General features: G+C 38.9%; 12 protein-coding genes. 11 read left to right on the forward strand and 1 reads right to left on the reverse strand.

Translation table 11 applies throughout. The features are described 5' to 3' along the window. Positions 1–233 precede the first annotated feature (233 nt). Complete coding sequence (locus tag BUB05_RS00820) at positions 234–1286, reverse strand: NAD(P)H-dependent flavin oxidoreductase (protein WP_073045637.1); 1053 nt, start codon at positions 1284–1286, stop codon at positions 234–236. Between the two features lie 302 nt (positions 1287–1588). Between BUB05_RS00820 and dnaA the strand changes: the two genes are divergently transcribed. The 11 genes from dnaA to BUB05_RS00875 all read left to right on the forward strand — a co-directional run bounded on the left by dnaA (position 1589) and on the right by BUB05_RS00875 (position 12710). Then, a complete protein-coding gene (dnaA, locus tag BUB05_RS00825) occupies positions 1589–2926 on the forward strand; it encodes a chromosomal replication initiator protein DnaA (RefSeq protein ID WP_073045641.1) in 1338 nt (445 codons plus the stop codon). 443 nt (positions 2927–3369) lie between these two features. Continuing rightward, positions 3370–4470: a DNA polymerase III subunit beta gene (dnaN, locus tag BUB05_RS00830; protein ID WP_073045644.1), complete on the forward strand. Its 1101-nt coding sequence runs from the start codon at positions 3370–3372 to the stop codon at positions 4468–4470. An 8-nt stretch (positions 4471–4478) separates the two neighbouring features. Next, positions 4479–4685, forward strand: a complete 207-nt coding sequence (locus BUB05_RS00835) for an RNA-binding S4 domain-containing protein (protein WP_073045648.1) — start codon at positions 4479–4481, stop codon at positions 4683–4685. A 9-nt stretch (positions 4686–4694) separates the two neighbouring features. Next, positions 4695–5816, forward strand: a complete 1122-nt coding sequence (recF, locus tag BUB05_RS00840) for a DNA replication/repair protein RecF (protein WP_073045651.1) — start codon at positions 4695–4697, stop codon at positions 5814–5816. Positions 5817–5825: 9 nt separating this feature from the next. Beyond that, a complete protein-coding gene (gyrB, locus tag BUB05_RS00845; protein WP_073045654.1) occupies positions 5826–7736 on the forward strand; it encodes a DNA topoisomerase (ATP-hydrolyzing) subunit B in 1911 nt (636 codons plus the stop codon). Between the two features lie 21 nt (positions 7737–7757). After that, complete coding sequence (gene gyrA / locus BUB05_RS00850) at positions 7758–10196, forward strand: DNA gyrase subunit A (RefSeq protein ID WP_073045658.1); 2439 nt, start codon at positions 7758–7760, stop codon at positions 10194–10196. Between the two features lie 11 nt (positions 10197–10207). Next, on the forward strand, positions 10208–10513 hold the full coding sequence (locus BUB05_RS00855) for an STAS domain-containing protein (protein WP_073045661.1): 306 nt from the start codon (positions 10208–10210) through the stop codon (positions 10511–10513). An 8-nt stretch (positions 10514–10521) separates the two neighbouring features. Further along, entirely contained in the window at positions 10522–10884 is a 363-nt protein-coding gene (locus tag BUB05_RS00860; protein WP_073045664.1) for an ATP-binding protein, read from the forward strand. Between the two features lie 9 nt (positions 10885–10893). Further along, positions 10894–11658 (forward strand): SigB/SigF/SigG family RNA polymerase sigma factor, encoded by a 765-nt coding sequence (locus BUB05_RS00865; protein WP_073045666.1) that lies wholly within the window; start codon positions 10894–10896, stop codon positions 11656–11658. A 63-nt stretch (positions 11659–11721) separates the two neighbouring features. Beyond that, positions 11722–12150, forward strand: coding sequence for a methylglyoxal synthase (locus BUB05_RS00870; protein WP_425430033.1), 429 nt, complete (start codon positions 11722–11724; stop codon positions 12148–12150). 44 nt (positions 12151–12194) lie between these two features. Then, positions 12195–12710 (forward strand): transcription repressor NadR, encoded by a 516-nt coding sequence (locus BUB05_RS00875; RefSeq protein ID WP_073045671.1) that lies wholly within the window; start codon positions 12195–12197, stop codon positions 12708–12710. Positions 12711–12887 lie beyond the last annotated feature (177 nt).

Raw genomic sequence — 12887 nt, forward strand, 5'->3', positions numbered from 1 at the left:
AGCGGTAAGTATCGCCGCAGTTGGCCAGGATAAAGCGACAGTGTCGCATTACCGGATATTGTATCTTAGATACAAAAAATAGCATTCCATAATAGTCTACATTAGATTATATTAATATTGGTAATATATGTCAAGACAATTATATAAGATACATTTTTGAAATTCATTGAAAATACAACATATGGTGGGTTTAATACTGCAACCCACCATATCTTCAAATTATCTAATAAAATTTAACGAAATTCATCAAAAATTTCTTTGACGGTTGTTATCTTGTCTATCTTGTATCCGTTTGTTCCAGTAAATATGAGACCTTCGTCAACATTTCCCGTAACAGCCTTTATAAGCGCCTCGGAAATACAATAAGGTTCCCTTCCAACATCGCAAGTCTTGATGCATTTTGTACATGATTCGGGCAGTTTCTGTGCTCCCGCCTTAATCTCTTCTATGAATTTGTTCCTGTATGCCCTTGCAGGCAGACCTACGGGACTCACTACAATCTCTATGTCCTCTTCCTTCATTTCAACGAAAAGCTGCTTGAACTCGTCCGCTGCATCGCACTCCTCCGTGCCTATGAACCTTGTTGACATCTGGACTGCATCAGCTCCGTTTCTTATTGCTTCCTCAGCATCATTTCTGTCGAATATTCCTCCTGCAGCAATAACAGGTATCTTCATTCCGTATTTTTCCTCATACTTTTCAAGAATGTTCTTAACATCGGCAATTGTTTCCTTGAAAGAGAACGTTTTTTCGGCAAGCTCTTCGACCTTGAAACCCAGATGTCCTCCAGCCTTCATTCCTTCTATGACCACTGCATCAGCGGTCTTTTGGTATTTTGCATCCCACTTCTTCAATATTATCTTAAGGGCCCTTCCCGAAGAAACTATTGGAACAATCTTGGTCTTGGTATCCTTTACAAGTCCAGGAAGCTCCAACGGAAGTCCGGCACCTGAAACAATAAGGTCTATTCCCTCTTCAACTGCAGTCTTGACATAATCGCTGTATCTGTTCATTACAGTCATGAAGTTTATTCCTATTATTCCTTTTGGACTCATTTCCCTTGCTAGTCTTATCTGTTCCTTGATGGCTCTGACATTTGCCTTAAAGGTATTTGTCTTGAAATCAGGCTGGTCGTAACCCATATGGACTCCGGACATAATTCCTATTCCACCTTCATTGGCTACAGCAGAAGCAAGTTTTGATCTTGTGACTCCTATTCCCATCCCACCTAATACAATTGGAATCTTTGCATTTAGATTTCCAATTTTCAAATTGGGCAAGTTCATAAATATCTCCTTTTATCAATTCATTTTTACACGTGTTACTATAATATATTTATTGAAAATATGCAAATATATTTTTTTTATTTCATTGAAATTGTGGATAAAATTTGGTAGAATTGTTCTAGTTGTGGATAACTTTAATGTTATGGAAAATTATCCTGCCTCGGTTGTGGATAATTTTTTAATTTAGCATATTTTCAACATGTAATACTGTGCATACCATTATTATAACATGAGAACAACATGTTGATTCATCATATAGGCATTTTATTTATCAACATTATCATCGTTTTGTGGAGGTTTTTATGAACAATAATATTAATGAAATATGGAATGAAGTTCTTAATATTATTAAGGAAGATTTGAATGAGGTCAGTTTCAGCACATGGTTCAAGCCTATAAAGCCCTTGTCTCTTGTGAACAACAATGCATACCTGCTTGCTCCGGAGGATTTTCTAAGGGACATGCTTTCCAAAAGATATATAACTCTTTTGAAGAACGCTTTTTCTTATATACTTAATAATGAAGACATTGATGTCAAGATACTCATACCTGGAGAAGAAATAGAGGAGCCGGCCAGACCTGTTAAAAGCAGAAAAAGCAGCAATATGGATGAGAACTCTTCAATTCCTTCCTTAAATCCAAAATACAAATTCGACTCATTTATAATAGGAAACAGCAACAGGTTTGCCCATGCCGCATCACTTGCAGTGGCTGAAACTCCTGCATCGGCGTACAATCCCCTCTTCCTGTACGGAGGAGTTGGTCTTGGAAAGACCCACCTTATGCACGCAATCGGACACTATATTAGTCAAAACAATCCCGATGCCAACATATTATATGTAACATCCGAGAAATTCACAAACGACCTAATCAATTCAATTAAAGACGACAAGAATGATGAATTCAGGAACAAATACAGAAAAATAGATGTTTTGCTTGTAGACGACATTCAATTTATTGCAGGAAAGGAAAGAACCCAGGAAGAGTTTTTCCATACCTTCAACACTCTCCACGGCGACAACAAGCAGATAATAATTTCATCAGACAGGCCACCAAATGAAATTCCAACACTGGAAGACAGGCTCAGGTCAAGATTCGAATGGGGTCTAATAGCAGACATCCAGCCGCCGGATCTTGAAACGAGGATTGCAATATTGAGGAAAAAGGCCGAAGATGAAAACTACGCAGTATCCAACGAAGTAGTAGAATATATTGCAAACAACATACAGTCAAATATCAGAAAGCTTGAAGGTGCACTCATTCGCCTATATGCATATTCATCCCTTACTAATAAGGAAGTAAATATGGAATTAGCCCATGAAGCATTGAAGCATCTGATTTCGGACAAGAAAAAGGTAGTAACCATAGATCTTGTCAAGAATTCCGTATCAAACTATTTTGATATTACTGTAACGGATATAGATTCAAAGAAAAAACCAAAGAACATTTCCTATCCAAGACAGATAGCCATGTATCTTACAAGGAAGCATACAAACCATTCCCTTCCAAAAATCGGAGAGGAATTCGGAGGACGTGACCATTCCACTGTATTGCATGCCTACAACAAGATCGAAAAGGACCTGCAGGACAGTGTAGAGCTTAAAAAACAGATAGAAGACCTTGAGGCTGAGCTTATTTAACAAGTCTATTGACAAGGTGTTGATATGGTGTGGATAAAAAATTACAAAAAAAGTTGTCATTTTTTATCCACAGGCCAAAAAATCCCTAAGTTGCTTATACTGTTTTATTCAACAGGTTATCAACAAATTCACAGGACCTACTACTATTACTAAAATATTTATTATATATATTAGTTATAAACATCAAAAACGCTTCTAGGCTGGTTTGTTATTGTTGACAAACTTGCAGCAATGAAAAAAGCCCCTGCAAGGCATGGTTCATTCCTTGCATGTTTTTGTAAAAACTTAAGGTTTTTACAAAGCGGTGGAATACACTAACAAAGTCAGTTTGTGAAGGAAAACTTGCATCTTGGAACTCAACTATAGAATAAAGCAGCTTTGCTGCGTCAATGGCCTATGCCATTGTTAAGACGCTTGGAAAGCTAATAGACAGGAGGATATATATGAAATGTAATGTGAATCAAAGTGATTTGTCAAAAGCCATAGGTATTGTCCAGAAAGCCGTATCAGTAAGAACAACAACTCCTATACTTACGGGAATACTCATGGAAGTGGAAAACAACAAGCTTAGCCTTACGGCTACAGATCTTGATCTTGGAATAAAGACGACAATAGACTGCCAGTCAAGCGAAGACGGTGCCATCGTAGCAAATGCAAGGCTTATAAGTGATTTTGTGAGAAAGCTTCCGTCAAAGTCAAGTATTGAGATTACTACGGATGAATACAACAAGATGGACATAAAATGCATGAAGTCCGATTTTGTAATACTCTGCAACTCTGCAGATGAATATCCTTCCAATACCTTCTACAACGAAGGTATGTCCATAAACATGAAATCACAGGCCCTCAAAAGGTTGATAAAGTATACAACCTTTGCAGCAGCACAGGACAACATGAAGCCCGTACTTACAGGATGCCTCATGGAGCTTGAGCAAAATGTATGCACCTTTGCGGCAATAGACGGATACAGATTGTCTGTAAAGAAGGAAGAAGTGGAGTTCGATGGTGAATGCAACATCATTATTCCCAGCAAATCTCTTCTTGAAGTTTCAAGAATACTGGAGGATGAAGACCAGGATGTTGAAATGCTCGTGTCCGAAACCCATGTATCCTTCGTATTTGATGACACGGTAATAATATCAAATCTTCTCGAAGGGGAATTCATTAAATACAAGGACATAATAAAGGATGGATATCAGACAAAGATAAACATTAAGACAATTGATCTTAAAAATAGTATAGAGAGGGTATCCCTTCTTGCAAGGGAAGACAAGAACAATCTGATAATAATAACTATAGAAGACGACAACCTCAAGATAGAATCAACATCCGAATATGGTAATGCAGAAGAAAATATAGAGGTTCAGATGGAAGGCGATGATATCAAGATAGGATTCAATTCAAAGTACATCCTTGATCTTTTAAGGGTTGTGGAGGATGATGAGCTTTCTGCAATATTCCAGGGAAGCCTCAATCCGTGTATTTTCAAATTGCCTGAAAATGAAGAGTTCATCTATCTTGTATTGCCTGTAAGGATAAGTTAGGAGATAATATGGAAAAAGTAACTATTAGAGACGAATTCATAAGACTGGACCAGTTCCTGAAATTTGTGAACGAGGTTTCCTCTGGCGGGGAGGCAAAGATCATGATACTTGAAGGACATGTGACTGTAAATGGAGAAACAGCCCATCAAAGGGGAAAAAAAATAAGAAAAAACGATATAGTTGAAATAAACGGCAATGAATACATAGTCGAATAGAAGGCTTCCATGCATGTTGAAAGATTACATCTTAAAAATTACAGAAATTTCAATGAAATAGATATCGATCTAAACAGGAAGCTGAATATTTTTATAGGCAACAACGCCCAGGGAAAGACAAACCTTCTGGAATCAATATTTGTAAGCTCCATAGGAAAGTCATTCAGGTTTTCAAAGGATGAAAATCTCATAACAAGTGATCAAGACCATTCAAGGGTAAATGTAAAATTTGTCAGAGAATCCGATGTAAAGGATATAGAAATAGATTTTTTCAAGGGAAGCAAGAAAAAAATCAAGATCAACGGCCTTTCCCTTGAAAAATACAGCGAACTTGTAGGACTTACAAACGTTGTTGTATTTTCTCCAGACAGTATAAACCTCATAAAGGGAAGTCCTGTGGAGAGAAGGAGATATCTCAATGTGGAGCTTTCACAGATAAAGCCCAACTACAAGTATCTTCTCACAAGGTACAACAAGATACTCATACAGAGAAACAATCTCATAAAAAAGATTCTTGAAAATCCAAAAAGTAAAAAAATGCTTCCGATCTGGAATGAACATTTGATTAATACGGGCACAGATATTATAATGTATCGTCTGGATTATTTAAAAAGGATTGGAATGCTTGCCAGAAAAATCCATGAGGAGATTTCCGGAGGTACGGAAATACTTGATGCCACATACAAGTCAAACCTTGGTAAAATCAACGGTCTTGGTAAAGATGACATAAAGGAAATTTTTTATAGAAAGATAGAAAAGAGCCTGGAAAGGGAGATAATGAGAAAGTCCACCCTGTACGGACCACATCTGGACGACATAGAAATACTGATCAACGGAATGGATTCTAAATTCTATTCATCCCAGGGACAAAAGAGGACGGCTGCCCTTTCACTTGTAATGGCTGAAATAGACATAATATACGAGGAAAAGGATGATTATCCGGTACTTCTCCTTGATGATGTGCTTTCTGAGCTTGACAACAACAGGAAAAATTATCTCATCAGGTTTACAGACAAGATACAGACGATAATAACTTCAACAGATGATACGGATCTTCTCAATATCCTTAGGGAAAAGAACAAGAAGATATTTTATGTTGAAAATGGAAATATAAAACAGATTATGGAATAGAGGTGCAATATGGCGGAAGAAAAAAGAAGTTACGGGGCCGAACAGATACAGGTTCTGGAAGGGCTTGAACCTGTAAGGAAAAGACCGGGAATGTACATTGGTTCAACAGGACCTAGAGGTCTTCACCATCTGGTATACGAAATAGTGGACAACTCGGTGGACGAGGCTCTTGCAGGAGTCTGTGACACAATAAGCGTGGAAATATTCAAGGACAATTCCGTAAGGGTTACGGACAACGGTAGCGGAATACCTGTTGAAAAACATCCAAAGACAGGAAAATCAACAGTAGAGACAGTACTTACAGTCCTCCATGCGGGGGGTAAGTTCAACTCTGATGCATACAAGGTATCAGGCGGACTCCACGGAGTCGGTCTATCTGTAGTTAACGCTCTTTCCGAATGGCTTACAGTGGAAGTCAAGAGAGGCGGCAAGAAGTACAGACAGGAATATAAAAGGGGAGTGCCCCAGACAGAGCTTGTGGAAATTGGAGATGCGAGAGGTACGGGTACAACCATAGAGTTTTTGCCTGACAATACCATATTCGAAGAAATAGAATTCGACTATGGAACACTTCAGCACAGGCTCAGGGAGATGGCTTTCCTAAACAAGGGAATAAACATCAATATTTCCGACGACAGAGGCGGAGCAAACGACAAGTTCCATTTCGACGGAGGAATAAAGGAATTTGTTGAATATCTAAACAAGAAGAAGAATCCTATACACAACAGAATAATATATTACGAAGGAATCAAGGATGGAAATTCAGTGGAACTGGCAATCCAGTATACCGATGCATACAGCGAAAGCATCTATTCCTTTGCAAACAACATAAACACCCATGAGGGCGGAAGCCACCTGAGCGGATTCAAGTCTGCAGTTACAAGGGTGTTTAATGACTATTCAAGAAAAAACAACATCATAAAGGAAAAGGAAGACAACCTTACTGGAGAGGATATCAGGGAAGGAATGACTGCAATATTATCAGTGAAGCTTCCTGATCCACAGTTCGAGGGACAGACCAAGACAAAGCTTGGAAACAGCGAGATGAGAGGTATCGTTGAGTCTCTAGTCAATGATTCCCTTACAGCCTTCCTTGAGGAAAATCCAAAGGAAGCAAAAGTAATAATTGACAAGGCCCAGAAGTCAGCAAAGGCAAGGGAAGCAGCAAGGAAGGCAAGGGAGCTTACCAGAAGAAAGAATGTCCTTGAAGGGCTGTCGCTTCCAGGAAAGCTTTCAGACTGTTCCGAGAAGGATGCTGACAAGTGCGAGGTGTTCCTGGTAGAGGGAGATTCCGCCGGCGGATCTGCAAAACAGGGAAGAGACAGGAAGATACAGGCTATACTCCCATTGAAGGGTAAGATACTCAATGTTGAAAAGGCAAGGATTGACAAGATTCTGAATTTTGCCGAGATAGGTGCAATGATAACGGCTTTCGGTTGCGGAATAGGACAGGAATTCGACCAGTCCAAGTTGAGATACGGAAAAATCATAATAATGACAGACGCCGATGTTGACGGAGCCCATATCAGAACGCTTCTTCTCACATTCTTCTACAGATACATGAAGCCTCTCATTGAGAACGGCAACATATACATAGCACAGCCGCCACTATACAAGGTGAAGTCCGGAAAGAGTGAATACTATGTATATTCGGACAAGGAGCTTGACAAGCTTCTGGATGAGAAAGTGGGAAGGGACAGCAAGTACACACTCCAGAGATACAAAGGTCTTGGAGAGATGAATCCCGATCAGCTTTGGGATACGACAATGAATCCCGAAACAAGGACAATGCTCAGGGTTGAAATAGCCGATGCTCTTGAAGCAGATGAGGTATTTACCACTCTAATGGGCGACAAGGTTGAGCCAAGAAGAGAATTTATAGAGCAAAATGCGCAATACGTTCAAAACTTAGATATATAAATTTGTTGGATTTGGAGGAAAATGATGGATAATATAGAATCAGGTAATGACAGGGTTCTTCAGGTAGATATAGAAAAAGAAATGAAAAAATCCTATCTTGATTATGCAATGACTGTTATTGTAAGCAGAGCATTGCCTGATGTCAGAGACGGATTGAAACCTGTTCATAGAAGAATACTTTATGCAATGAGCGAATTGGGAATGACTCCCGACAAGCCCCATAAAAAATCTGCACGTATCGTCGGTGAAGTTCTGGGTAAGTACCACCCACACGGTGATACTGCAGTTTATGATGCAATGGTAAGACTGGCTCAGGACTTCTCAACAAGATACGAACTTATCGACGGCCACGGAAACTTCGGCTCCATAGACGGAGACGGTGCGGCTGCAATGAGGTATACTGAAGCAAGGATGTCAAAGATGGCACTTGAGATGCTTAGGGACATCAACAAGGAAACTGTAGACTACAAGTTCAACTTCGATGAAACGCTAAAGGAGCCATGTGTACTTCCGGCCAAGTATCCTAACCTTCTGGTTAATGGATCGAACGGTATAGCAGTTGGTATGGCAAGTTCAATACCACCCCACAACATGGGAGAGGTGATTGACGGAACAATAGCATATATAGACAACGATGAAATTACTGTCGACGAGCTGATGGAATATATAAAGGGTCCGGACTTTCCAACAGGTGCAGCTATCATAGGCAAGGAAAACATAAAAAGAGCCTACAGGACGGGACGAGGCAAGGTAGTAGTCAGAGCCGTAACTGAAATCGAGGAAATGAAGAACAACAAGTCAAGAATCGTTGTTTCAGAGATACCGTACCAGGTCAACAAGGCAAGACTTATAGAAAAAATAGCTTATCTGGTAAGAGACAAGAAGATAGAGGGAATTACAGACCTTAGGGATGAAAGTGACAGAACGGGAATGAGGATAGTAATCGAAATCAAGAAAGATTACAATCCCAACATTGTATTGAACAACCTGTACAAGCATACTCAGATGCAGGATACCTTCAGCATAATCATGATAGCACTGGTGAACAATCAGCCAAAGGTACTTAACCTCAAGGAAATGATTCACTACTATGTAATGCACCAGAAGGATGTAATTACAAGAAGGACACAGTATGACCTAAATAAGGCGGAAGCCAGGGCACACATCCTTGAAGGATTGAGAATAGCCCTTGACAACATAGATGAAATAATCAGAATAATCAGAGCTTCATACAACGATGCGGAGCTTAAGCTGATGGAAAGATTCGAACTTTCCGAAATCCAGGCTAAGGCAATAGTGGATATGAGGCTTAGAAGGCTGCAAGGTCTGGAAAGGGAAAAAATAGACGAGGAATATGCAGAACTTATCAAGCTCATCAATAAATACAGGGAAATCCTTGCAAACGAGCTTCTTCTAATGAACATCATCAAGGAAGAATTGACTGAAGTAAGGAATAAATTCAGTGACGACAGAAGAACAAGCATCAACTCCGATGAAGGAGAAATCAACTATGAAGATCTCATTGAAGAGCAGAATGTTGCTATAACCATAACTAAGCACGGTTATGTTAAGAGGATGCCTGAAGATACCTATAGAGCTCAGAAGAGAGGCGGAAAGGGAATAATGGGACTCTCCACAAGAGAGGGAGACTATGTGAAGGACATACTCATAACTTCGACCCACGACTACCTTCTTTTCTTCACTAACAGAGGGAAAATTTATCAAATTAAGGCATATGAGATACCTGAGGCTAGACGACAGGCCAAGGGAACTGCTATAATAAATATTATACCTGTGGAATCAGGAGAAAAAGTCACCAAGGTTATTCCCATGAAGGACAAGGAATATGAGGACGAGGAGCTTATCTTCTCTACAAAGCTTGGAAAGATAAAGAAGACAAGGATTGACGAATTCAGCAATATCAGAAAATCCGGAATCATTGCAATCAAGCTTTCAGAAGATGATGAACTAAACGGAGTCAGCAAGATTCTCGGTGGAGAAGACATATTCATTGTAACCAAGAAAGGAAAAGCAATCAGATTCAAGGAAGAGGAAGTAAGGTCCATGGGACGTACTGCCTCAGGAGTAAGGTCCATAACACTTGAGAGAAACGATGAAATAGTATCAATGGACATCCTTGAGGAAGAGAAGGAAATGTTTGTAATAACCGAATACGGATATGGAAAGATGACAAAAACAGACCTTTACAGATGTCAGGCAAGAGCAGGAAAAGGTGTCAAGACATATAAGATAACCAAGAAGACTGGTGACATAGTGGGTTCTCTGATTCTTGACAAGGAAGATGATATAATGCTTATAAGCAAGGACGGAGTCATAATCAGAATGAGTGCTTCCGAGGTTTCCACAATGGGAAGGGCAACCCAGGGAGTAAGGGTAATGAAGCTTAACGAAGGCGACAGCGTAGTATCCTTGACAAAAATTGAATTTGATGAAGACTAGGAGGTAAATCCATGGCGTTGACGATTGAGAAAAGAATGGAAGAGAACAAGATAGTAGTTTTGCCTGCAGGTGATATAGACATAGTGACATCGCCTGATTTCAAGGAAGTTGTATTGGATATGTTCAAGGACAGCAATGAAATTCTAATTGACGGTGAAAACCTTGAGTACATGGACAGCACCGGACTTGGAGTATTGATAAGCCTTCTGAAGAAGACAAGGTCAAACAATTCCAAAATCAGTCTCACCAATCTGAAGCCTAATATATACAAGTTGTTTGACATCACGGGATTGACCAATGTCTTTGAGATAATATAGGTGAGGACATGAGCGATAGGATAACCTTGGATATTCCCAAAAAATCAGATTTCATAAGCATAATAAGGCTTACTACATCATCAATAGTCAACAAGCTGGATTTCAACATAGACGAAGTAGACGACCTTAAGATTCTTGTTGCTGAAATAAGCGTAATGTTTATCAGATACATCAAGGATGACAACAGGAATCTAAGGTTTGAATTCATATTGGATGGAGACCTTATAAAAATCGATGTTACAGATATGAATGAGGGAGACTTCAGAGTTGAAGATGATGATCTAAGCATGCTGATAATTGAAAGTCTTTCCGATGAATACAGTATTGATGAGGAAGGAAAGAGAGTTACAATAGTAAAGAAATGTTCTTAAGGGTTTGGTATGAGTGAATATAAAAGGGTGAAAAATCACGAAATGTTTCTTGAATTCAGCAGGGACAAGTCTAACAAGGATTTGAGAAATGAAATTTTCAATAAATATGAATATATTGCTGAAATAATTTCAAAGAAGTATGTAAACAAGGGAATTGACTATGATGATCTTTATCAAATTGCGTGCATAGGGCTTTTGTATGCCATTGAAAGATACGACCTTGAAAGGGGATTTGAATTTTCAAGTTTTGCAACACCTACCGTACTTGGAGAAATCAAGAAATACTTCAGGGACAAGAGCTGGACTCTTAAGATGCCCAGAAGGATACAGGAGCTTTCAAAGAAGATAAGCGATACAAAGGTATACTTGACTCAGACGATGCAGAAAACTCCATCTGTTAAGGATATAGCGGAATATCTGGACAGTTCTGAAGAGGATATCCTTGAAGCAATGGAAGCAAGCAAGACTTTTACACCCAAGTCACTTGATATGAAATATGAAAACGGCAGTGAGGAAAACGACATAAGTCTTATGGATGTAGTTGGAGAGGAGGATTTCCATTTCAAGAATTTTGAAGACAAGGACTTCATAAACAATGTAATGGAAAATCTCAATACACTGGAAAAGGCCATAGTGAACGAAAGATATATAAATGGTGAAAAGACACAGATGGAGCTGTCCCGGGAATTCAACATATCCCAGGTGACTGTTTCAAGAATAGAAAAAAAGGTTCTTGAGAAATTCAAGATTGAATATGACAAAATTTCCAAATAATGTGAAGGAAAGTGAATTATCCGATTTTGTGGATGACTTGATTTTAGGAGTTTTTAAATGGATATGATTATGAAGAAAAGAAAGAATATTGCTCTTATAGCACATGACAACAGGAAGAATGACCTTCTTGCATGGGTGAAGGCAAACAGGGAAAAACTTCAATGTCACAATCTCTATGGAACAGGAACAACTTCAGCCATCATTTCAAAAGAGGCGGGACTTGATGTTTATGGATATAAAAGCGGACCCCTGGGCGGAGATCAGCAGATAGGTGCTAAAATTTCAGAAGGTGAGATAGACTTCGTGCTGTTCTTCTGGGACCCTATGACTTCACAGCCTCATGACCCTGATGTAAAGGCCCTTTTGAGAATATCTGTACTTTATGACGTACCGGTTGCAATGAACAGATCGACGGCGGATTTTTTGTTTACATCAGAATACATGGAAAATGAATATGAAAGAAAAATAATCGACTATAAAAGCAGGGTATGATTTCCTGCAATTAAAGAAAGTAAAAAAAATAGAAGGTGAAATAGGTGAACACAGTCGATAGAAGAAAAAAATTGATAGACCATCTAATTAAGTCAAATGAACCTACAAAAGGAAGCAGATTTGCCGAGTTGTTCAATGTGAGCAGACAGGTTATAGTACAGGATATTGCAGTACTTAGAGCTGAGGGATATGAAATAACTGCCACACCCCAGGGATATATAATAACAGGCAAGGAGCTTGAAGGATTCATAGAGGAAATAGTAAGCAGGCATGAATCAAATGAAGAAATCATGGAAGAGCTTAATATAGTTGTAGACAACGGTGGAGAAGTAATAGATGTAACGGTTGACCATCCCTTTTATGGAGAATTCAACGGAAAGCTTATGATAAAATCAAGGCTTGATGTGAAGAATTTCCTTTCTCAAATGGAGGAAAGCAATGCAGAGCCTCTTTCAAGAATGAATGATGGGATACATCTTCACAAGATAAAGGCTCCATCCAGGGAAATTCTGGATGAAATAAAGAGACAGCTCAAGGAAAAGGGATTTATTGTAGAATAAGGAGAATCAGCACTGGAGACACTCCGGTGCTTTTTTGTAATTAAAATTTGAAAGGTACGTGTAAAATATAATATTAAGAAAACATATTTTATTTATGAATAATCTTGTTGTTTAACCTGTTGAAATGGGTATGTATAAAAGGTATAATGAATAGAAACTAATTTTGAAAACTACGTG

The organism is Dethiosulfatibacter aminovorans DSM 17477 (assembly GCF_900142005.1).
Taxonomy (GTDB): domain Bacteria; phylum Bacillota; class Clostridia; order Tissierellales; family Dethiosulfatibacteraceae; genus Dethiosulfatibacter; species Dethiosulfatibacter aminovorans.

What these genes read in the sequence shown, in the direction of transcription:
- gyrB (WP_073045654.1), top strand. Translation starts at nt 5,826, where the DNA reads ATGGCGGAAGAAAAAAGAAGTTACGGGGCCGAACAGATACAGGTTCTG.
- BUB05_RS00855 (WP_073045661.1), top strand. Translation starts at nt 10,208, where the DNA reads ATGGCGTTGACGATTGAGAAAAGAATGGAAGAGAACAAGATAGTAGTT.
- BUB05_RS00820 (WP_073045637.1), bottom strand. Translation starts at nt 1,286, where the DNA reads ATGAACTTGCCCAATTTGAAAATTGGAAATCTAAATGCAAAGATTCCA.
- recF (WP_073045651.1), top strand. Translation starts at nt 4,695, where the DNA reads ATGCATGTTGAAAGATTACATCTTAAAAATTACAGAAATTTCAATGAA.
- gyrA (WP_073045658.1), top strand. Translation starts at nt 7,758, where the DNA reads ATGATGGATAATATAGAATCAGGTAATGACAGGGTTCTTCAGGTAGAT.
- BUB05_RS00865 (WP_073045666.1), top strand. Translation starts at nt 10,894, where the DNA reads ATGAGTGAATATAAAAGGGTGAAAAATCACGAAATGTTTCTTGAATTC.
- dnaN (WP_073045644.1), top strand. Translation starts at nt 3,370, where the DNA reads ATGAAATGTAATGTGAATCAAAGTGATTTGTCAAAAGCCATAGGTATT.
- BUB05_RS00835 (WP_073045648.1), top strand. Translation starts at nt 4,479, where the DNA reads ATGGAAAAAGTAACTATTAGAGACGAATTCATAAGACTGGACCAGTTC.
- dnaA (WP_073045641.1), top strand. Translation starts at nt 1,589, where the DNA reads ATGAACAATAATATTAATGAAATATGGAATGAAGTTCTTAATATTATT.
- BUB05_RS00860 (WP_073045664.1), top strand. Translation starts at nt 10,522, where the DNA reads ATGAGCGATAGGATAACCTTGGATATTCCCAAAAAATCAGATTTCATA.
- BUB05_RS00870 (WP_425430033.1), top strand. Translation starts at nt 11,722, where the DNA reads ATGATTATGAAGAAAAGAAAGAATATTGCTCTTATAGCACATGACAAC.